Origin of the sequence: Halorhodospira halochloris, from assembly GCF_002356555.2 — a bacterium.
GTDB classification, from domain to species: Bacteria; Pseudomonadota; Gammaproteobacteria; order Nitrococcales; family Halorhodospiraceae; genus Halorhodospira; species Halorhodospira halochloris.
On the sequence record NZ_AP017372.2, the window covers coordinates 652704 to 673424 of the forward strand.

The 20721-nt window shown below is 55.3% G+C and carries 17 protein-coding genes; 10 read left to right on the top strand and 7 right to left on the bottom strand.

Translation table 11 applies throughout. The annotated features are described in order from the left end of the window. The first annotated feature begins 124 nt into the window (after window positions 1–124). The 9 genes from bchY (at window position 125) to HH1059_RS03185 (ending at window position 8929) form a co-directional block, all read left to right on the top strand. Window positions 125–1504: a chlorophyllide a reductase subunit Y gene (gene bchY / locus HH1059_RS03145; RefSeq protein ID WP_096408196.1), complete on the top strand. Its 1380-nt coding sequence runs from the start codon at window positions 125–127 to the stop codon at window positions 1502–1504. After that, entirely contained in the window at window positions 1504–3045 is a 1542-nt protein-coding gene (gene bchZ / locus HH1059_RS03150) for a chlorophyllide a reductase subunit Z (RefSeq protein WP_096408199.1), read from the top strand. Before bchY ends, bchZ begins: the two co-directional genes overlap by 1 nt. 110 nt (window positions 3046–3155) lie before the next feature. Beyond that, the gene (locus HH1059_RS03155; RefSeq protein ID WP_096408201.1) at window positions 3156–3386 is read left to right on the top strand and encodes a hypothetical protein; all 231 of its coding nucleotides are present in this window, start codon (window positions 3156–3158) and stop codon (window positions 3384–3386) included. Between the two features lie 151 nt (window positions 3387–3537). After that, the gene (locus HH1059_RS03160) at window positions 3538–3798 is read left to right on the top strand and encodes a hypothetical protein (RefSeq protein WP_096408204.1); all 261 of its coding nucleotides are present in this window, start codon (window positions 3538–3540) and stop codon (window positions 3796–3798) included. 25 nt (window positions 3799–3823) lie between these two features. After that, complete coding sequence (pufA, locus tag HH1059_RS03165) at window positions 3824–4021, top strand: light-harvesting antenna LH1, alpha subunit (protein WP_096408207.1); 198 nt, start codon at window positions 3824–3826, stop codon at window positions 4019–4021. A 201-nt stretch (window positions 4022–4222) separates the two neighbouring features. After that, entirely contained in the window at window positions 4223–5062 is an 840-nt protein-coding gene (gene pufL / locus HH1059_RS03170) for a photosynthetic reaction center subunit L (RefSeq protein WP_096408209.1), read from the top strand. Window position 5063: 1 nt separating this feature from the next. Beyond that, a complete protein-coding gene (pufM, locus tag HH1059_RS03175) occupies window positions 5064–6026 on the top strand; it encodes a photosynthetic reaction center subunit M (RefSeq protein WP_096408212.1) in 963 nt (320 codons plus the stop codon). 12 nt (window positions 6027–6038) lie between these two features. Beyond that, window positions 6039–7157, top strand: coding sequence for a photosynthetic reaction center cytochrome PufC (gene pufC, locus HH1059_RS03180; protein WP_096408214.1), 1119 nt, complete (start codon window positions 6039–6041; stop codon window positions 7155–7157). 1061 nt (window positions 7158–8218) lie between these two features. Continuing rightward, complete coding sequence (locus HH1059_RS03185; protein WP_096408217.1) at window positions 8219–8929, top strand: DUF4870 domain-containing protein; 711 nt, start codon at window positions 8219–8221, stop codon at window positions 8927–8929. Between the two features lie 1477 nt (window positions 8930–10406). Here HH1059_RS03185 and HH1059_RS03190 read toward each other — a convergent pair. From HH1059_RS03190 to HH1059_RS03210, 5 genes are all read right to left on the bottom strand, one after another. Next, window positions 10407–10880: a hypothetical protein gene (locus HH1059_RS03190; protein WP_162549329.1), complete on the bottom strand. Its 474-nt coding sequence runs from the start codon at window positions 10878–10880 to the stop codon at window positions 10407–10409. Between the two features lie 83 nt (window positions 10881–10963). Further along, window positions 10964–12217, bottom strand: a complete 1254-nt coding sequence (locus HH1059_RS03195; RefSeq protein ID WP_096408222.1) for a geranylgeranyl diphosphate reductase — start codon at window positions 12215–12217, stop codon at window positions 10964–10966. Between the two features lie 31 nt (window positions 12218–12248). Further along, window positions 12249–13634 carry a BCD family MFS transporter gene (locus HH1059_RS03200; protein WP_096408224.1) on the bottom strand — a complete coding sequence of 462 codons (1386 nt, stop codon included), beginning with the start codon at window positions 13632–13634 and terminating at the stop codon, window positions 12249–12251. Then, the gene (gene chlG / locus HH1059_RS03205; protein WP_096408227.1) at window positions 13631–14551 is read right to left on the bottom strand and encodes a chlorophyll synthase ChlG; all 921 of its coding nucleotides are present in this window, start codon (window positions 14549–14551) and stop codon (window positions 13631–13633) included. Before chlG ends, HH1059_RS03200 begins: the two co-directional genes overlap by 4 nt. Window positions 14552–14590: 39 nt before the next feature. After that, entirely contained in the window at window positions 14591–15337 is a 747-nt protein-coding gene (locus HH1059_RS03210) for an NAD-dependent deacylase (protein WP_096408229.1), read from the bottom strand. Window positions 15338–15408: 71 nt separating this feature from the next. Between HH1059_RS03210 and serB the strand changes: the two genes are divergently transcribed. Continuing rightward, window positions 15409–16641, top strand: coding sequence for a phosphoserine phosphatase SerB (gene serB, locus HH1059_RS03215; RefSeq protein ID WP_096408232.1), 1233 nt, complete (start codon window positions 15409–15411; stop codon window positions 16639–16641). Window positions 16642–16982: 341 nt separating this feature from the next. Here serB and HH1059_RS03220 read toward each other — a convergent pair whose 3' ends face one another. Both HH1059_RS03220 and HH1059_RS03225 read right to left on the bottom strand, forming a co-directional pair. Beyond that, window positions 16983–19022: a CocE/NonD family hydrolase gene (locus HH1059_RS03220; RefSeq protein ID WP_096408234.1), complete on the bottom strand. Its 2040-nt coding sequence runs from the start codon at window positions 19020–19022 to the stop codon at window positions 16983–16985. Window positions 19023–19076: 54 nt separating this feature from the next. Further along, window positions 19077–20369 carry an ATP-grasp domain-containing protein gene (locus HH1059_RS03225; RefSeq protein WP_096408237.1) on the bottom strand — a complete coding sequence of 431 codons (1293 nt, stop codon included), beginning with the start codon at window positions 20367–20369 and terminating at the stop codon, window positions 19077–19079. Window positions 20370–20721: the final 352 nt, after the last annotated feature.

Genomic DNA, 20721 nt, shown 5'->3' on the forward strand with positions numbered 1-20721 from the left:
ACCATGGACAGTGCAATGAAGCCTCCAGGGCGGGATTGACGGCTTTCCCTGCAACGGGGCAGCCGCTTGGAGCGCGTGAGTTGTTAGCGGCCCTCCGCAAGCCGCTGCACATTGGAGAAAGGAAATGAGCGAGCGAGCGGGTCCTTATAATCAACCCCAAACTATGTGTCCTGCCTTCGGTTCGCTGCGTGTTGGTCTGCGCATGAGGCGAACTGCAACCGTAGCGGTTGGCTCGGCATGCTGTGTCTACGGGCTAAGCTTTACCGGCCACTTTTATGGTGCGCGGCGCAGCATTGGCTATGTTCCGTTTGATTCTGAATCATTAGTAACCGGTGGCTTGTTCGAGGATGTTCATCAGGCAGTTTACGAACTGGCCGATCCTCAGCACTACGATGCCATAGTCGTTGTCAATCTCTGTGTTCCCAGTGCCTCAGGGGTGCCACTGCGGCTATTGCCGGAGTCGATCAATGGTGTTCGGGTGTTGCCTATCGATGTCCCCGGTTTCGCGGTGACTACTCACGCTGAGGCCAAGGATAAGCTTGCTGCAGCGATGCTTAAGTACGCACGAGCTGAAGCTGAAAGCGGTCCAGTAAAGGCCCCTCGCAGTGGGCGCTCGCAGATGCCCGTAGTGACCTTGCTCGGGGAGATGTTCCCTGGGGATGCCGTCAGTATCGGCAGGATGCTTGAGCCTATGGGGCTCGCCGTTGGTCAAGTCGTGCCTACTCGGGAATGGCGCGAACTATACGCTGCCCTTGACTGCCGGGTTGCGGCAGCCATCCATCCTCACTATACGGCCACTATCGCCGAGCTAGAGGCTGCCGGGCGCAGTGCGGTGCCTTCAGCGCCGGTCGGTCGGGAAGGCACTGAGGCCTGGTTGGAGGCGGTTGGTAGTGCCTGCGGTGTCTCCTCGGAGGCAATCGAGGCGGCTAAAGCGGCTGCCCTGCCTGCTGTGGAGAAGGCAATTGCGGCTGCCCCGATCAAGGGTAAGGTAACCATCTCAGGTTACGAGGGATCGGAGTTGCTGGTGGCAAGATTGCTCGTTGAGTGTGGCGCTGAGGTCTGTTCCGTAAATACTGCCCTGCCGCATACGCCGTGGTCGGAGCCAGATCGCAAATGGCTCGAGGACTTGGGTATCCAAGTGCGTTTTAGGGCCACGCTCAAAGATGAAAGTGCCGCAATTGATAGACATAAACCGGACTTGGCAATAGGTACTACCCCCTTAGCACAAAGGGCTAAGGAGCGGGCAATACCCGGGCTCTACTTTACCAACCTGATTTCAGCGCGGCCCTTGATGGGGACTGCAGGACCAGGATCATTGGCTCACGTGATCAACGCCGCTATCGGCTACAAGGAGCGTTGTAACATCATGAACGATTTCTTCTCGGGGGTAGGGCAGGGTTCAACAGCGGGCATTTGGCCGCAGATACCGCATGCGCCATCAGCACACGTCAATCCTGCCGCATCATTAGCTGCTGAAGAAACTGGCAAAGGGGAAGGGAACTGATGCAAATCCCCGATCTGGATAGAGCTGGAGGTTATTGGGGGGCGGTTTACTGCTTTACCGCCGTCAAGGGGCTACAGGTCATTATTGACGGACCGGTTGGGTGCGAGAATCTGCCCGTGACAGCAGTGCTGCATTATACCGATGCATTGCCACCGGAAGAGCTGCCCGTGGTGGTGACTGGCCTATCAGAGGAAGAGCTGAATAGGGCCGGTACAGAAGGGGCCATGCAGAAGGCCTACGAGAGCCTGGACCCAAATACCCCTAGTGTGGTGGTCACAGGATCCATCGCTGAGATGATCGGTGGCGGGGTAACGCCGGAGGGGACAGGTATACTTCGTTTCCTCCCTAGGACGATAGATGAAGATCAATGGCAGGCGGCCGACAGGGCCTTGCGTTGGCTATGGGAGCAGTTTGGCAAGAGGCGCGGTAGAGTTCCGAAGAAGCGACCACGCGCGGAAGGTGACCCACCAAGAGTAAACATCATCGGCCCTGCGTATGGCATGTTTAATATGCCCTCCGATTACGCTGAAATTAAGCGCTTGATAGAAGGTATCGGGGCTGAGGTAAACATGGTCTTTCCGCTGGGATGTCATGTAGAAAATGTCCCGCGGTTAATTGATGCAGAGCTGAATGTCTGCATGTACAGAGAATATGGGCGCGCATTATGTGAGACCTTGGGGCAGCCATATCTGTTTGCGCCCGCAGGATTTCATAACACTACTCGTTTTTTACGCGCTTTAGGGAATGAATTAGGCCTGGACCCAGAGCCTTTTATCGAACAAGAAAAACATACCACTATTAAACCGCTGTGGGATTTATGGCGCTCAGGAACCTTGGATTTTTTCGCAACCGCGAGCTTTGGGGTGGTTGCGGGAGAGACGCATGCGCGAGGTATACGCAGGTTGCTGCAGGATGACTTGGGTATGCCTTGCAATTTTTGTTTTGAGCGCAGGCCTGGCGGCAAAACTGACAATAATGCCGTGCGTGAGGCTGTACATAATAAAACACCACTGGTTTTATTTGGCAGTTATAACGAAAGGATGTATGCGGCTGAAATAGGTGGCAGTTCTCGATATATTCCTGCCTCATTTCCTGGTGCGGTCATACGCCGCCACACGGGCACCCCGTTAATGGGGTACGGTGGAGCCACTTACATCGTACAGGAAGTTTGTAATTCGCTCTTTGATGCGCTCTTTCATATTTTGCCGCTGGGTACGGAGATGGATCAGGTAGAAGCGACCCTGGCGCGCAGCGAGAGCGGTGAGGAGCTGCATCCAGAAGCCTTTGTGACCAAGAGTCTTGGCGAATCTGAACAGCGAGGGGGAGCAAACGCCCTTACCTGGGATGAGAAGGCAAGAGAGCTTCTGGAGCAGTGGGTAGAAGAACAGCCGATGCTGGTTAGGATCTCCGCGGCTAAGAGGTTGCGCGACGCTGCTGAACAGAAGGCCCGATCGGAAGGGGCGGAGAGGGTCACTGAGGAGCACGTCAGGAACTGCGGTGACGTCCTGCCAGGGCTAAGACGAGAAGGCAACGGGGCGTGATAAAGGCGCGGCGAAAGCGCGCTACCCGTTGAAGCCTGGCCCTGAAACAGTAGAAGATTACGCTTGGAGACGAACAGCAGATCGAGTGCACGCGAGGGAGGCACTTAGTGATGAGCGAGGCGATTAAGGCGCGGCTAAATGCAGGAAGGACACGACGCAAAGAAGAGGTGCACTACCGCTTGCTGCTGGCCGCATGTTTTTGTGTTTTTCTGCTGGGCGCGCTACTTGCTCGCCTTGTTCCATCAAGGTGGCGGGCAAGTGCTGAGGGAGAGCAGCGCTCAATGATCGAAGAAGCACGTGCTGCGGCGCGCGCGTCTGTCCCCTACGTCTTCATGAGCTGAGGACAGATGCAAGCACGCTGCACGCTACAGGTTTTCCGGCCGAGAGCGGGGTTCTCGGCGGGGAAAAGGGCCACCGCCAAGGTGGCGAAAGTCCCTTACCGCGCGGGGATTAGCGCGGAGCTGGGTTAAACGCCGAACGGAGGTAAGAACTATGACTGATATTCGTACGGGGCTCACTGACGAAGAGTGCCAAGAGATCCATGAGATGAACATGCTCGGCATGCACGCGTACTGGTCGATCGGCCTGATCGCCAACGCGCTGGCCTATGCCTGGCGTCCGTTCCACCAAGGCCGTGCCGGTAACCGCCTTGAGGACCATGCGCCGGATTACGTCCGCTCTGCTCTGACCTCGGTCCAAGAGCAAGCGAGCAGCGTAACGGCCGCTGTTCAACAAACGCCGATGGTCGGCTAACGGTAACGGCTAAGGAGATATAACCATGTGGAAACTGTGGAAATTTGTTGACTTTCGCATGACTGCGGTGGGCTTCCACCTGTTCTTTGCGCTGCTGGCGTTTGCAGTGCATTTCGCCTGCATCAGCTCAGAGCGCTTTAACTGGCTTGAAGGTGCACCAGCAGCCGAGTATTACATGGATGAAGATCCCGGCATCTGGAAGCGTACTTCTTACGACGGCTAACTGTCAGCGGCTGAGAAGTACGCCGTCGGGGTATATTGGGAACAAGCTAAAGGCGGCTTAGCCCGACGTACCCTGAGTGAGGGCTAGCACCATAGCCCCTCGGCCAGATGGGGGATCGTTGCGGGGAGTGAGATATCACCGGGGCGATCCCCCTTTAATGGTCGGGGATAAAGAAAAGGTGCCGTGAGAGGGAATGCAGCCATGGCAATGCTTGACTTTGAACGAAAGTACCGCGTAAGGGGAGGGACACTCCTCGGCGGCGACCTATTCGATTTTTGGGTAGGTCCGTTTTACGTCGGTTTCTTCGGTGTAACAGCGATCTTCTGTGCCGTATTCGGCTTTTTGATGATCGGGCTGAAGGCGGCGATATCAGAGACGTGGAGTATCTTCCAGCTAGTGTTAGCGCCACCGAACCTAGAGAACGGTTTTGCGCTAGCGCCGCTGGATGAAGGCGGTTTATGGCAGATAGTTACCGCCTGTGCAATAGGTGCGTTTGTTAGCTGGGCGCTACGTGAGGTGGAGATCAGCCGCAAGCTAGGTATCGGCTACCACATTCCGTTTGCGTTCGGTGTAGCGATCAGCTTCTTCGTACTGGCGCAGTTGGGCCGTCCGCTACTGCTTGGCGGTTGGGGCCATGCGTTCCCGTACGGGATCATTGCGCACCTGGACTGGGTCAATAACGTCGGTTATCAGAACCTGCACTACCACTATCACTGGGCGCACATGCTCGGTTGCAGTCTGTTCTTTGCGACGTCGTTCGCATTGGCGCTGCACGGTGGTTTGATCCTGTCGGTAACGAACCCGAAGAAGGGCGAGGTGGTGAAGACGGCCGAGCACGAGAACACCTTCTTCCGTGACTTTGTCGGCTATTCGATTGGTAGCTTGGGCATTCACCGTTTGGGTCTTGCTCTGGCTCTGAGCACCTCGATCTCGTGTATCTTCGGGATTCTGACGACTGGCCCGTTCTGGTCGCGCGGATGGCCTGAGTGGTGGTACACGTGGTGGCCACAAATCCCAATCTGGAACTGGGGGGTAAGTTAAAATGGCCGAGTACCAAAACGTATTCACCCGTGTACAGGTTCGTGGTCCAGCTGAGCAGGGTCTAGAGGTACCGGGCGGTAGCTGGAATCGGGTCGGACGTCCCCGTTTCTCGTACTTGCTGGGTAAGATTGGTGATGCTCAGGTTGGGCCGATTTACCTGGGAGCGACAGGTGTCGTAGCTAGCTTAGGTTTTTTGATCTTCTGCCTGATGGTGGGTTTCAACTGGCTAGCTGCGGTTGACTGGTCGGTTCGCGAGGTATTTCGCCAATTCTGGTGGTTGGCGGTAGAGGTACCGCCGCCGGAGTATGGACTGCGCATTCCGCCGTTTAACGATGGTGGCTGGTTCCTTTGGGGGCTAGCGATTTGTTCGCTGTCGTTGCTGATGTGGTGGGCTCGCACGTACATTCGTGCCCGTGCCCTTGGGCTTGGCACGCATGTGGCGTGGGCCTTTGCGGCGGCGCTGTGGTTCTACTTCATCATCACCATCATCCGTCCGGTTGCGATCGGCTCTTGGGATGAGTCGCTGCCGATCGGCATGTTTGCTCACCTGGATTGGTTGGTAGCGATTTCGGAGCGTTACGGCAACTTCTACTACAACCCGTTCCACATGCTGTCGATAGCGTTCTGCTTTGGCTCGGCGCTGCTGTTTGCTGCGCACGGTGCGACCATATTGGCGACCGGGCGTTATAACAGTGAGCGTGAGATAGAGCAGATCACTGACCGTGGTACGGGCTCTGAGCGTGCTGCGCTGTTCTGGCGCTGGACGATGGGCTTTAACGCGACCATGGAGTCGATCCACCGCTGGGGCTACTGGATGGCGATTCTTGTCCCGCTTGTGGCCTCGATTGGTCTATTCCTTTCCGGTACGGTGATAGAGAGCTGGTACGAGTGGGGGCTGAAGCATAACTTGGTCCCGATTTATGAAGAGCTCTCCGATCCGGCACGGAATCCGGCTGCACAATAGGGGGTAGGAATTATGGATGGACGTTACCTGACGCGATCGCTAGCGGTAGGGGCGTTGGCAGCCGGCTTCCTGGTAGTTGCTGGTTGTGAGCGTCCGCCGTTTGAGCAAGAGCAGACGGGACCGCGTGGTACAGGCATGTACGTGCTTGATAACCCGCGGATTCTGGAGTCACGGTTGGATCTGCACACGGCGCCGGAGGCGCGGCCGATGGCATCAGAGGACGGTGAGCGAGCTGGGGATGTTCATGAGAACGTCCAGGTGCTTGCCGATCTGAGTGATGAGCAATTCTGGCGCATCAAGGAAGAGATGACGGACTGGGTAGCCGGTGATGAGGGCTGCACCTATTGTCATACGGATGATCTGGCCAGTGATGAGAAGTACCAGTACCGTGTCTCACGCGACATGATCGAGATGACGCGGTACTTGAACGCCAACTGGGCGGATACTCACCTGACTCACTCGAATGAAGCCGGTGTAACTTGTTACACCTGCCACCGTGGTGAGCCGATTCCGCCGGCCTCGTGGCACTCCGAGGAGGAGTCTGGTGAGACGCGGTTCATGACCGGTATGGGTGATCTGCAGCTGCAGAACAAGATCAGCTCCAAGACCGCCTATACGGCATTCCCGCGTGATGCCCTGGACACCTTCTTGGTTGGCCATGAGGGTGAGCTGTCGATCGTCGGTGAGGGTGAAGGTGGCTTGCGCACTGCGACTACGGAGGGTGTAAGCCTGCGTGAGGCCTACGAGGCGGTAGGTCTGATGATGCACCTGAGCTACTCACTCGACGCTGGCTGTACGCTTTGCCACAACGTCAGCCGCTGGGCGAGCTGGGAGGATAGTCCGAAGGAGCGGGAGACCGCTTGGCACGGTATCCGCATGGCTCGTGATATCAACGTCAACTGGATCAACCCGTTGATTGACGAGTATCCTGAGGACGCGGATGTTCTCGGCCCGACCGGTGACGTAGGCAAGGTCAGCTGCCAGACTTGCCACAATAAGGAGCGTCGTCCGCTCTACGGCGAGGAGTTCCTGGAGCTCTATCCGGAGCTCGTCGGCGAGCCGGACCCTGACTTCGACTACCTGCAGTTTGGTGACCTTGGCACCGATCTGCTCAAGGGTGTGAATGACTAAAGGCTAGCTGAGAATCGGTCCTATTGAGGGGGCACCCAGCCCCCTCGGGTCCAACATAACGCGAAGCCGATAGACTCTTCATTACCCGAAGAGGTCAGGATATAAAACAACGGCGCCATGCTTGAAAGCATGGCGCCGTTTTGCATTGCAGACATAATTATAGATATTCATGATTGTCCGCGCCCTTAAAGCCAAGCGAGGGTTGAGTGGGCTTCTATGCCGCACACCTAGATAAGGGTTATGTGCGATAATTGATTTGCAAGCTGTAGTGAGAGATACCGCTCTTCTCCAGCTGGCTAGAAAATGCTTAAGAGCACCAAGAAGTAGAGACTACAACCGCATAAGGGGGTTTCTATGGATGCCACGATCGTAGTAGCTATATTAGTGGTAATGGCGGTAGCTGGGTTCATTCCTTGCCTAAAGCGTAGAGTGTAAGGCTTGGGATAGCTGATCAGCCGAGCTGGCGGGGTTTATACCTCGCCGGCTCAGCAGCTTGCATTCTCGCCGGCTCAACGCAAATGACGTAACTACGATGCTCTGAGAAAGCAATCATAAGCTGCCGTTTGGTACATAATAGCTAGATATAAGCTCCAAGGCAGTTTTCCATTGTGCCTCTCACGTACACCCATTCCGCACTCTCTCTCACTACTCCTTGGTTGGTTGTGATGAGCTTCTCCCTACTAGAGGCGCTCCAAGGGGGGGATTTGGCTCGAGGGGTGTTTTGGAGGCGCCCATATGGCATATGTTGCACTATGCGTTAATCAAGCAAAGCACTATACCGAAAGTGGTTGCCCCTCGCCTGCGGCGCGTCTTAAAGACGCAGTGATTTAGGTGTTGTAAACCGTTTAAAGTGTTTAGGATGGACGGGTATAGGTCTGTCGAGCTGGCTGCGGTAAGCCGCCCTATCATTTGTAAAGACCTAAGAAGCAGCCGGGGTAGGGTGTTCTGGTATCATATAGTCGTTTGGCTCCCTATTTAGGATTTTGAGCTATCCTAGCAGCATGACAATATTCTCAGGAATATGAACCTGTAAATGGTTTCTTTTCACGGAGGTGGCCACTATGAGTGATAATGTGAACGATAAAGGTGGAACAAGATCAACTGCGGGTGCTGGGCAAGAAGACAAGACTACTGGCGGGCCAGCAACCGAAACGGGTAGCAAGGAGCAAGGCAGCCCAGCAGGGTCAAGTAAGGCTAGCCAGGCTAAACCTGCGGGTGGGGCAACAAAAGGATCGAGCGCTTCTTCTGCGGCTAGCAAAGCAGACTCTAATGCTACCGCCGGAGGGTCAGCTGCTCAGGAGGAAAATAAGGCAACTACCGGACAAACAGCGGACACGAGCTCAGGGGGTTCTACAACAGCTTCATCGCAGGGGCAGGGTCAGTCCTCCGCGGCAAGTAGCTCGACCAGTGGCGCAAAGGCTAGCCCCTCTGCAGGCCCGAGCACTAACCCAGAGCAAGTCGAGAATACCGCCACTGTGGCTTCGTATATCGTTGGTGCTGTGACAGGTCTGATGTACCTCCTGGCGCACCGCGATAAGCCAAGGGTTAGATTTCATGCTAGTAGATCGATCCTGATCACTGTGGTTATCGTTGCGGCATGGCTAGTTGTCTCGTTGCTAAAAACTACAGTTGCAGGCATCCCTCTTGTGCTTTGGGCAGGTTTTGCATTCCTGATTTATATGGCCGTTTTGGCATTCAAGGGCACTACTTTGGAGATTCCTTTCCTAGACGACTATGTCAAGAAGTTCTCTGAAAAGATGTCTCCGAAGTGATGCGACAATGTGGGCGCCTATGCCACATGCCTTTGTGGTAAGTGGTATGGCAGCATTTAGAGTGCAGGCTGGCAGTTGCAGATCTTGATAATGAGTTCTGGCTACCGGCGTGCTTGCATAGACCAATATGCACCAAAACCTATATTAAGGGAGGTTTAACATGGGTGACGCAGGAATTGTAGTAGCAGTTCTAGTAATCTTGGCCATCCTTGGCTGGCCGAATATCTCCAGCACCCTGCGGCGCTGGTAAGTGCCTCTTGTGCACGACCTGGCCATCAAGTGGCTGGGTCGTGCAAGTCGATAGTCGATAGTAAAGATAGGCTCAACGGGTAGCGGGTAGTCCTTACTAAAATGGCTACGATTGACGCTCGAATGCAGGCAGCGATCAAAAGTTTTTATCCCTCTCCATCCTCCCCTCTTCTTTTAATTATCCGAATACAAGCAGTTAACTGGGTTCGTTGGTACTACCCGAGGCTATTAGCTCAAAAGATACGGGCAGCTACAGTCAGAATCACAAGCTGCCCACACATCTATACACTGTCTATTTAATCTCCTCGGTACAAATCCAAATTCGATGATTTTCTGTGGGAGGAAAATCACAGCTGACGATTTTTCTAGCAGTGAAATCCTCCAGTTAGATATCAAGTATTACAGAATTATTTGCATGCAGTGAGCGCCTATGCCGCACATTACCGGCCAGCATAATATGGCAAGATAATAACTGCACGCCGGCGGCCTGGTACTTCAAGGTGGAGGCTGTCGGTATGCAGGTAAGAAAACAAACCTGATGATCAATTTTGGAGGTTCACATGGGTGACGCAGGAATTGTAGTAGCAGTTCTAGTAATTATGGCCATCCTTGGCTGGCCGAACATCTCCAGCACCTTGCGCCGCTGGTAAGGTGAAGAATGGCCTCGATCAGGCCACCCCAGAAGCGGTCTGATCGAGGCTTTATTGGAGTTCTAGGAATCCGCAGTGCATACCTCCCGATCTTAACCTTATTGTCTCAGCCCTCCCTCCCCTGTTAGAGCAGACGCTCCGGCAACAGCCTACGATCCGCCGCATGCCGCATGCCGCATGCCGCATGCCGCATGCCCCGTAAGTAGGGCTTGAGCGGCTGATATGCGGATCTACCGCTTTATTTGGTTAGTTTTAATTATGGGGGGCGAGAATTAGTCAAGTTGTGGCATTTTCACCACAAATCAGATCCCAGTGGAAAGTGGCGTCTCGGCAGTATAGAAGCGAGCAGCGTCTGGACTTTGGCAAGGCTTGTAGCTCCTTGTCCAATAAATTGGTGCGCAATCAGACAGAGCATTTTGATTGCCAGATTATAAGGGCGGAGTGATAATTGCGTTGTCACGATAAAAACTCTCGGCACAACTCAGCCTGGAGGGGCATAAAAAAGCTTGATTATATGTGCGTTATAATCAAGCTTTTAGCTGCAGCTAGCAGCTTATTGTTTGTAGTTGCTTAAAAAATCAATTTTTCATTATTTCTTTTATTTTTTCTGTATGTTTAGCCGGGCTGTCCACGCCGGGTAGGACATGAGACTTATCATCGTACGTTTTGATCCATATGTCCCCAACCCGGATTAGTGAGGCAATAGCGTTGCTTTGCCAAAAAACATCCTTTATGTCATTAGCTGATAGAGTGTTCTTCTCGGTGCTACCAAAAAAGCCGTGGTAAATAATTACTTTGTCATTCTCCAGCTTGCAACGCCAAGAATGGGTTGTAAATACGATGATGAAGACCCCGCCTATTATCAGTAAAATACTGAAAAATGAGAAGAAAACGATCGGCCCAGCAATGTCTTCAAAGACTGCCCCATCCGCGCGGTGTATCTGGTACATGATATACCAGAGGATCATGATCAAGATGCCAGCAGCTACTAGACCCCAGCCCACCAGTGGGCTGCGGTAAGCAGAAGAAATAATCTGAGCGGATCTATCCATTTCTTGCCTCATATATACTGTGGCTTAAGGTTGCTGCGCTGATCGAAAACCAACTGGCATTTCTACCCTGCGACTATAAACACTCAGCTCGAGCGCGCGAGGCCAGTTAGGTGGGCGATGTTTTTTACCATGATGCGGATGTGTGCCATAGGCCTCGCTTTAACTAGGCGCTTATTCATGTAAGCGTCCCAGGTCAGGGCCTGGACATCAGGGTCACGACATATGCTGACAAAGCGCTCGCGTCGGTTGTCGTTCTTATACCAGAACTTTTGCAAGGTGGCTAGCACTTTGAATACTTGGCCATGCTGCTTCATGAAGGCCTTATAAGCATTGCCAAGTGCTTCGCCATTGCCGGTGCGCAAGGTCTCCTCAACAGCCTCTGCAGCGTGCTGTGCGCTGGCCATGGCGTAGTAGATGCCTTCACCCGAGGCTGAGGCCACAACACCTGCTGCATCGCCTACAAGGACAACGTTGCGCCCATCATCCCAGCGCTCTAGTGGCCCGATGGGGATGGGAGCACCCTCGCAGCGGTAGGTCTTGGCCTTATCAAGGCCGATCTCTTTACGCAATTGGGCAACCGATGATTTCATCGAAAAGCCCTTAACGCCGGTGGCTACGCCGACACTCGTTGTCCCACCGTGAGGAAAGACCCACGCGTAAAAATCGGGCGATAGCTCGCCCCGGTAGTGTAAATCGGCGCGATTCGGATCAAATCTATCGTCGGTAGGTGTTGGTGACTCAACAATCTCATGGTAGGCGCCAACACAGGGTATATCTTGAGCACCGGGTACTGCCTGCTTGCCTACTGCTGAGCGGGCACCATCAGCACCAATAACGGTACGGGCCCAAACTTGTTTTTTGGCAGAGCCATCACGGCCACGACCCTCTTGGTACTCAATGAGCACCCCTTCACCGTCTTGGGTCAGTGAAGTGAACTTGCCATCACGCCGATCCGCACCAGCTTGCGTTGCTCTTTTACGCAGCCACTCATCGAACACCTCGCGGTCGACCATGCTCAGCATGCTCAAGGGCCCGTCTTTGGCGTCTGGCGGAAGGGCCACTCCGGGGGCGGGGATATCCATGTCAGCATGGCGATGGGTAGGGGAGATTATTCTCGCGCCGCGGACATTAGCTGCGATCAGGTCAAACGGGATATCGAATTCGCGTATCAACTGAGGCGGGATCAAGCCGCCGCAGGGTTTGATACGTCCTGGTCTATCGATCATCGCCACGGACCAGCCCTGACGAGCTAGGTAATGGGCAGCAGTAGCACCGGCGGGGCCTCCACCGACTACAGCCACATCAAATTGGTCAGCAGAATTATTGGCCACTGGCATACTGATGACTCCCTGTATTAAGGCATCTGGCTTAACGGCTATTACCAGCTGGTTTAGTCGCTACTTGGTCAACCGCAAGTACTCTTGCCGCCAGCCATGCCGATACTAAGAACAAGCCGGCAGCGAGAGTGAATACAACGTTATAGCCGAGGGTAGCTTGATCGAATATATATCTGAAGATATCTACACCAGCAGTCCCCAGGAATATACCAAGGCCAAATGCAATGGCCTGTGCTGCACCCCATAGGCCGATCCTGACCCCCTCGCGGGACTCAGTACCTTCATTAGCAAGGCGCATCATGAGTCCGATAGCTGCAACTGCGAAAGCACCGTTGGCAACGCCGAGCAGGAATATGGAAGCTCGCAGCGGCCACATATCGTTAATGAACGAGCCTATCCCAAGCGCTCCCAGGGCTATTCCCGAGGCGACGCAGCCACCTATGGCCCAAGTCCATAATGCTCCTAAACGTCCGGGGGCAAATCTACCGGCAAATCCGGTGAGCAGCATGCCTAGCAGCACGCCGGTATAGAGGAACATGCCACCGAGTTGAGTCGCCTCCCCTGCTGTAAGATCAAACGCCTGGCGGGCAAACGGTTCGATTATCGTCTCGTGAGCGTTGTAGGCGAGCATGGAGGCAAACACAAAGATTGTAAATCGCCGCGCCTTTGTGTCTCCCCAAACATCTTTAAGTGCCTCGATGAAACGCGATGAGCCGTGTTGTTGGCTCGCGGCTTGGCCACCATCAGAGGCGCTATCAGAGGCGCCATCAGGTTCATCACCTGGGGGGGCTGGCGATTTAACTGGCGCAACATCCGGGCCTTCCAGGCGGAACAGGGCTAGTGCTGCAAGTGTAAAGGCAATTAGGCAGACTATGCTGACAACGACGAAAAGCCTTTCCAGTGAGAAAGGATCAAGCACTGAGCCGACGATTCCCCCAGTGACCGCAAAGCCTACTATCATCATCAACCACACAACCATAGCGGCTAAGGGCCGCCGTTTGGCGTCGACTCGCGTTGCTAGGAAGGTTAGTAAGGCGGTCCCGGTCGCGGCGCTGCCAGCGCCGATGAGAAAGTAACCGAACACGGTAACGGCAATCCCGGCCCAGAGCACAGACTCCATCGCCAGGATGCCGGCAGCTGTGGTTATGCCGCCAATAGCCAGGGTCGTTATGCCGCCTAAGATCCACGGGGTGCGTCGGCCGCCGGTGTCAAGGCCGTGGCCTATGCGCGGGCGGGTGAGCTGAATAATGTAGTAGAGCCCACCGAGAAAACCAGGCAGCATGGCCATCAAACCGAGATCTTCGATGATGGCCTGATTAAAGGTGGTGAAGGGTTGTATGACTATGGCACCGAGGGCGACCTGAACTAGCCCGAGACGGAATATGCCCAGCCAGCCAAGATTGTTTGGCGCACTCACGCGCCTCCTCCAACAATCGAACCTATTGCCAGAGCAGTAATCAGCATGCCCAGGATATATGGGGTTACGCCAACAAAACTATACCACGCCGCATAGCCCTTGGGATCCTTGAGCAGCTTAACCATTAGCCCCATTTGCACGCCGAGCAGCACGGATACACCGACCGCATGCCAGCCTTGATCCCAGGATAGGAGTAAGCCGATTACAACCAATTGCGGCACGATCATAGTCGCGCAGGCGACCTTAGCGGCCAGACTGGTGCCAAGCTGTACTGGGACGGTCTTTAGTCCCATCTGACGGTCGCCCTCAACGGCTTTAAAATCATTGAGGACCATGATGCCGTGGGCACCTAGGCTGTAGAGTAGGGCGGCGGCAAAGATGCGCCAGTCGGGTATCGCGCCGGCCGCAGTCATTATTGCCGCGCCAGTGATCCATGGCAGACCTTCGTAAGAGAGGCCAACTACACCGGCGCTAATCCAGCCGTTTCTTTTGAGTCGGAATGGCGGGGCGCTATATACCCATGCTAGGGCAACTGCAACGACGGCAGCGGCGAATACGATGGGGCCCAGTATCGCGGCTATGACTAACGCCAGTACGCTACAGATTATTGCAATGTACAACCCCCACTTGCCCGGCATGCGGCCGGAGGGTATGGGGCGGTGAGGTTCATTGATGGCGTCTACGTGGCGGTCGAACCAGTCATTAATCGCTTGGCTTGTACCGCATACCAAGCCGGCGAGCATAACGCCAGCCGCGGCCATCAGCCACTGCCACCCGCTTGGCACTACGCCAGCGGAGACGACGCCGCAGAAGAAAGCCCAAGTCGGGGCGAGCCACGTCACGGGCTTGAGTAGCTCGACGACAGTAGCAAAATCCGGCCGCGTGGGCGTTTTGTTGGGGTGAGTTGCCTCAGACATGGCGGGTACATTACGGAGTTTCGCAGCCTTTAGTCAAGACTAACGTGACAGTCGGTCGCGGCTATAATGCAGTTGCGCCGCTGCTACGAGTTGCGGTACAACATCAGCTGCACTGCCACGCAGACTCCAGTCGGCAGCAGAGGAAAGCTCAGTGGTTTCAGGGTTGATCTCAACTACCGGGACCCCATTCTCCAGGGCGTGTAAGGGGATCGAAGCAGCTGGCTGGACAACAGCCGAGGTGCCAATCGATAACACCAGGTCGCTAACCTCAATAGCACTCAAGGCCTGCTCCATGGCGCCTTCGGGCAGCATCTCACCAAACCAGACCACATCGGGGCGCAGGACATTACCCGTCTCCGGGCAACGGGGGAGGTCTGCGGCCTTCTCTGCCGGTAGTTGCTGACTGATCGGTCGGTCGCGGTGCAGGTTACCGTGCAGTTCTATAACGTGTAGACTACCGGCGCGTTGGTGCAGCCCGTCAACATTTTGAGTAACAATAAGGCACTGCTCTAACTGCTCTTGCCACTCGGCAAGCGCGAGGTGGGCTGCGTTAGGCTGCGCCTTTGCAGCCATTTCCCGGCGCTGCTGGTACCAATCCCATACTTTGTGCGGCTGGCGCAGGAAACCCTCTAGAGTGGCGAGTTCCATGGGGTCGAAGTTTGCCCACATGCCCTGCTGAGCGTCACGAAAAGTCGGTATACCGCTCTCGGCGGATACACCAGCGCCGGTCAGGGCGACTATGTTGCTCGTTTGCCTGAGTAGCTGCTGTAGAGATTTGTCAATCATGACTTATCAACTTCTTTCGCGTATGGTTGCGATCATGGTCAAGATGGAACGCATCTTCAAGGTTATAAACTATGAGCGAGATAATTCTCATCAACGTCTCGGGTGAAGATCAGCCCGGGCTAACGTCATCACTAATGGAGATTCTGGCCGAATACAATGTCGGTATCCTCGATATCGGCCAGGCCATGATCCATGACACCCTGTCGTTGGGAATCTTGGTGGAGGTGCCGGCGCAGGAAGACGTCTCGCCGGTTCTCAAAGACGTACTATTCCATTTGCACGATGCGGGGATGCAAGTACGTTTCACCCCAATCAATCAGGAGAAGTACCATCACTGGGTTGAAGGGGCGGGCAAGCCGCGCCACATCATTACCCTCCTCGGGCGCTGCGTAACTGCTGAGCAGATTGCCCGCATCTCGGCTGTGGTGAGCTCTCAAGGGCTTAACATTGAGGATATAGTTCGCCTGTCGGGCAGGCGGCCACTACACCTTGAGGGCAGGCGCTCACGCGCGTGTATCGAGCTCACAGTGCGCGGTCAGCCGGTAGACCCTGACGCCATGAAGCGTGACTTTATGGAGATATCCAAGGAGCTGGATATAGATATCAGCTTCCAGGAAGACAACGTCTACCGTCGTAACAGGCGCATGGTTGCCTTCGATATGGACTCAACCCTCATCCAGCAAGAGGTCATTGATGAGATGGCCAAGGCTGCTGGGGCCGGTGAGGAATGTTCCAAGGTTACCGAACAGGCGATGCGCGGGGAGATAGATTTCCGGGAGAGTCTGCGAAAGCGGGTTGCTTTGCTTGAAGGGCTATCGGAAGAGACCCTGCAGAGGGTGGCTGAGAGCTTGACCCTGACTGAGGGGGCGCAACGGCTGGTGCGCACGGTCAAATCGTTTGGTTATGTCACAGCGATCATCTCCGGTGGGTTTACCTACTTCGGCCGTTATCTGCAGGAACAGCTTGGCATCGACTATGTTTACGCCAATGATTTGGAGATCCAAGATGGTTATCTGACCGGCAGGGTTCTCGGCAATATCGTCGATGGTCCGCGCAAGGCTGAACTACTGCGCGAGATAGCCGAGCAGGAAGGGTTGGCGTTAGAGCAGGTTATTGCTATCGGCGATGGGGCCAACGATCTGCCCATGCTCCGCCAGGCTGGGCTGGGGATAGCATTTCGGGCTAAGCCGGTGGTCCAAGAGAGTGCCCGGCAGTCGATTTCCACCTTGGGCCTGGATGGAACGCTCTATCTGATGGGGATCAAGGACACCGACACCCCAGATGAGGATAATAGCCACCACTAGAGGCTTGTTGCGGCCTAAAAGGGCGGTTAGAGGAACTCAACAAGTCCCCGCTGCGGCAGACACAGTGCAGGCTCCAGGAACTTTATTGCCCCTTCCCCCGGGTTAACACTCAACTACCCCGGTGTGGATGGCGCCATGGATCAGTCCCTGGAGCCGTCGTGGCGCCATCCTTGGCGGCTAGACCTCCACGCCGGGGCAGTTGAGTGGCTCCGGGGGAGAGCTTATAGATGCGCCTTTAGGGATGGCTTTACGGTACCCTCCGCACTGGTCAGCCATAGCTCAATGGGGAGTTTTAGTAGAGGCTACTCAAAGGCCCGTTTCAAGCGAGCCTTTGTGGCCCGTTAAAGATACCGGCGTGGTATTGACTCGTGCCACGTTTTGGCGAACACCCGTAGATCGTTCTCATAGGCATCCAATGTCGCGTGAATATGGAAATGGCTCGTATCACAAGTCAACAGGGTGCGTGTCTCGGTCAATACAGACCAGTTTCCCCGGCGCAGACCGCGGCGGTGGAGCGTTTCACCGTTCAGTGAGGTGAAATCATCACCGCGGGCGCGGTACCACTCACGTCCAGAGCGTTCGATCTCGAGGTCGAGTTCCTCAATGCGTTTGCGCCCCTCGTCCTCAATAACGTGCAGCGTTGATTCATCGCGCGCCAGATCTCGCGAAATGATCCAGTTGCCCTCGCCGCGCTCCAGGGTGGTGCTGCGTGGGGGTGGTGCTGCTTCGGCTTCAGGGAGGGCTGGCAGTTGGTGATCCTCGGATCGGGGAGGGCGCACCGGCAACTCTAGGTGCGAGCCGGCCGGGTATATAGTTAGCTTGACCGGCTGCGGGGGTGCCCAAGTCAGGGGCCAGTAGGAAGTTGAAATTGCAAGGCGCAGGCGATGGCCAGCCGGGAATGACTGGGCTATGTGATCGAGCTGCAGACGCACCTTCTCGCGTTGGCCGGGTTCGAGCAGTTGGGGGTTGTCGTGGCCGTGGCGGTGGCAGAGGTTGAGGACCCCATAAGTGACCCGGGTAGCCTTACCGTCTTCGGCAACATCGGACAGGCGAACCGCGACTTGGGCTACCGGTCTGTTGACCTCCAATTCAAGCTCAATGGTCGGGGCGCCGAGAATCTCGACCGTCTCTTGCAACGGCTGAGTGTCAAACACTAGTGAACCACCGTCTTCTTCACGCTGATCGTAGGGCAGGTCGGGGCCGTTATTGAAAGAGCACCACTTGCCGCCGAACAAGCCAACGGAGAGCGGCGACTGGACGGAAACCGGCTTATCAGGATCTGATTCAGGCGGCGACTCGTGTGGCCACTGCAAATGACGCGGCGACAGCGGTAATCTGGTCAAATTGATGTTAGGCGATGGCCAGCTCGGCTCAGCCACCCAGCGTCCGGGGCGCAGAGCGTACTGCGTGCGCGGGCGGACACTATCCTGCATCCAAACTCTAAGCGGTGGTTCGTTCATCACCCCGGTATCGGTGCCATTGAGCCACTGTTCCCACCAGCGCAGGGCCTCTTGGAGAAAGCCGATTTGCGGTCCGGGCAGGCCGAGATGGGGGTAAATGTGGCTCCAGGGGCCAACCAGGCCTTTACACGGGCTTTCCAGGTTTTCAACCAGGCGAAAGACCGGGTTCGGGTAGCCGTCGGCCCAACCCGAGACGATCATTACCGGACACTGAATAGCCGAATAGTCCTCGCATATTGATCCCTGCCGCCAATAATCGTCACGCTGTTGATGCTCCATCCACCTTTTCACCCACAAACCGCTGTGCTCCAGGCGCTGCATCCACATATCGCGCCACCCCTCGCCGACAACTTCGGGGTCGGGCGGCATAGAGTTATAGGCGAACATCACCGAGGCCCAGGAAAGGTTGTCGTTGAGCAAACACCCCCCTTTGTAGTGGACATCATCAGCGTAACGGTCATCGGTGGCTGCTACAGCGATTACCGCCTTGAGTTGAGGCGGTTGCCGAGCAGCTAGTTGCAGAGCGTTAAAGCCCCCCCAGGAGATGCCCATCATACCGATATCGCCGCTGCACCAGGGCTGCTGAGCAAGCCAGGCGAGGATATCTTCGGCGTCGTCCTGTTCCTGCGGCAGGTATTCATCGGTGAGGATGCCTTGTGAGTCGCCACTACCGCGCAGATCGACCCTGACCCCGGCGAAGCCGTGGGCGGCAAAATAGTGGTGGATCTGGGTATCGCGCGGTCTCTTGATGTCGCGTTTGCGGTAAGGGATAAACTCCAGTATGGCCGGTACCGGCTGCTCATCTGCACCCTGCGGCTTCCAAATCCGCGCTGATAGCTGAGTGCCGTCGCGTACGCTTATCCACTGGTGCTCTATTACCTCGACGTCGTTTGGCAATTCATCAACCGCAACTGTGCTCATAGCCCCCTCTTTCAAAATTGATTTCACCTTCGAGCATAGTCTGTCAGATAGCCGTCAGTTATCAATCTCAATGCCTAATAAAGCCCGGCATTTCTCAAAGCGCTCGAGTAGATCAGCGGTATCCTGGCCACCGAGCCAGATATTGGCCAACTCGTAGCTATAGCTGTCCTGATCAGCAAGCTCAGCTAACTTATCTTCTGCTTTGACCTGCATTTGTATTGATGCCCCGGGAATCTCTTGTTCTATCTGTTTGAGCCGTTCTTGGTCAGGCACCTTGGTTACTTGTCCGGGCTCGAAGGCGCGCACAAAGAACTTAGCGGCACATGGCCAGGATCCGAGTCGATGCTGGATCTGTGGTTCCCGTCCGCGGGCTAGGTCGATAGCGATGCGCTGATGTGAGACGCCATCGACCTTCTCAAGCAGTTCGCAGTGTGACTGACTTAGCCGGGGGTTAATCTCTAACAGCCAGATCTTATCGCTGCTCGCAGAATAGAAGAACTCGACATTAAAAGGCGCTTGATCGAGGCCGGTTGCGCTAACTGCCCGGCATGCAGAATCGATCATGCGCAGTTGTACCTCTTCGGGGAGGGTTGATGGGTACTGGTAGCGGGAAAATGAGACGCCATTGGGGTCGCGGATCGAATCGACAATGGCAAATATTCTTGGTTCACCGTTATAGACATAGCCTTCCAGGGTGCACTGGTGGCCGCCGATTATCGATTCGGCGATACAGATATGCGCGGGTAAGGCGGCAATTTGCTGCGGCAGGGTTGCTTGTTGCATTACCCAGGCAAAAGGCTCGGCGAGTCGGGTTATGCCTTCACGCAGTTGCTCGGCTGCCGCGCTCAGTTCAGCTCGGTTGTTAACGCGAAACCCGAGCAGTGAGCGGTAAGCATTCAGCGGTTTGACCCAAAACGGGTACCCAAGCCTGTTTTCCAGGTCTTCTACTGCGTTAGCGTCGAAGGGGTCAAAGGCGGCGAAATTAGGTACTGCCTCAGGGATGGCCTGATTTTGGACTAGTCGACTCCAGTATTTGTGGTTGCAGCGCAGAACGGAGTTGATATCTGGTCCGGGCAGGCCGAATTCGCTGCTCAACAAAGCGGCTATTTCGGTAGCCGGGAAGTCGAGTAGGGAAATCACTCCGTCGATCTTGGCAGGCCATTTCTCAAGCTGTTCTCTAGCCGCAGAGTAGAGCTCAGCAGCAGCTATCTGCTCCACTCCACGGATCTTTTCGGCTCCAAAGAGGGAGTGAAAACGGTACTCGTCTGCATCTGGCAGGCGCTCAAGCACCTGCCGTTGATGCTCATCAAGCCCAAGCACGAATATGTTGCGGGTCTTCTCGGTCATAGTTGCGCTCAGCAAGTTTCTGCGCCGTTTGCAAAAAGGAACCTCTATAGGGGCCTCTAGTGATCCCCTGCGCAGCCAATTGGGTGCCCCGACGTGGAGGACGCAGTAAATCCATACCTGGAGGCTCAATGGCGCCAGCTATGGCGCCAAGATCCTCACACCTGGGTACCCAATTGGCTGCGCAGGGGGGTCATTAGAGGCACCCAAGCGGGGGACTGAGAATCTCGTTTTCATCCTGGTTACATAGATGGGGTTTATATCAACTTTTTAAAGCTCCCCTGGCAATATATCTGCAAAAGTTAGTATGATAGCCGACTAACATGGCGCGATAGGCATTTAGTAGTTCTCACTT

What these genes read in the sequence shown, in the direction of transcription:
- HH1059_RS03220 (WP_096408234.1), bottom strand. Translation starts at nt 19,022, where the DNA reads ATGAGCACAGTTGCGGTTGATGAATTGCCAAACGACGTCGAGGTAATA.
- HH1059_RS03190 (WP_162549329.1), bottom strand. Translation starts at nt 10,880, where the DNA reads ATGGATAGATCCGCTCAGATTATTTCTTCTGCTTACCGCAGCCCACTG.
- chlG (WP_096408227.1), bottom strand. Translation starts at nt 14,551, where the DNA reads ATGTCTGAGGCAACTCACCCCAACAAAACGCCCACGCGGCCGGATTTT.
- pufC (WP_096408214.1), top strand. Translation starts at nt 6,039, where the DNA reads ATGGATGGACGTTACCTGACGCGATCGCTAGCGGTAGGGGCGTTGGCA.
- pufA (WP_096408207.1), top strand. Translation starts at nt 3,824, where the DNA reads ATGTGGAAACTGTGGAAATTTGTTGACTTTCGCATGACTGCGGTGGGC.
- pufL (WP_096408209.1), top strand. Translation starts at nt 4,223, where the DNA reads ATGGCAATGCTTGACTTTGAACGAAAGTACCGCGTAAGGGGAGGGACA.
- HH1059_RS03225 (WP_096408237.1), bottom strand. Translation starts at nt 20,369, where the DNA reads ATGACCGAGAAGACCCGCAACATATTCGTGCTTGGGCTTGATGAGCAT.
- pufM (WP_096408212.1), top strand. Translation starts at nt 5,064, where the DNA reads ATGGCCGAGTACCAAAACGTATTCACCCGTGTACAGGTTCGTGGTCCA.
- HH1059_RS03185 (WP_096408217.1), top strand. Translation starts at nt 8,219, where the DNA reads ATGAGTGATAATGTGAACGATAAAGGTGGAACAAGATCAACTGCGGGT.
- HH1059_RS03210 (WP_096408229.1), bottom strand. Translation starts at nt 15,337, where the DNA reads ATGATTGACAAATCTCTACAGCAGCTACTCAGGCAAACGAGCAACATA.
- bchY (WP_096408196.1), top strand. Translation starts at nt 125, where the DNA reads ATGAGCGAGCGAGCGGGTCCTTATAATCAACCCCAAACTATGTGTCCT.
- serB (WP_096408232.1), top strand. Translation starts at nt 15,409, where the DNA reads ATGAGCGAGATAATTCTCATCAACGTCTCGGGTGAAGATCAGCCCGGG.
- HH1059_RS03160 (WP_096408204.1), top strand. Translation starts at nt 3,538, where the DNA reads ATGACTGATATTCGTACGGGGCTCACTGACGAAGAGTGCCAAGAGATC.
- HH1059_RS03195 (WP_096408222.1), bottom strand. Translation starts at nt 12,217, where the DNA reads ATGCCAGTGGCCAATAATTCTGCTGACCAATTTGATGTGGCTGTAGTC.
- bchZ (WP_096408199.1), top strand. Translation starts at nt 1,504, where the DNA reads ATGCAAATCCCCGATCTGGATAGAGCTGGAGGTTATTGGGGGGCGGTT.
- HH1059_RS03155 (WP_096408201.1), top strand. Translation starts at nt 3,156, where the DNA reads ATGAGCGAGGCGATTAAGGCGCGGCTAAATGCAGGAAGGACACGACGC.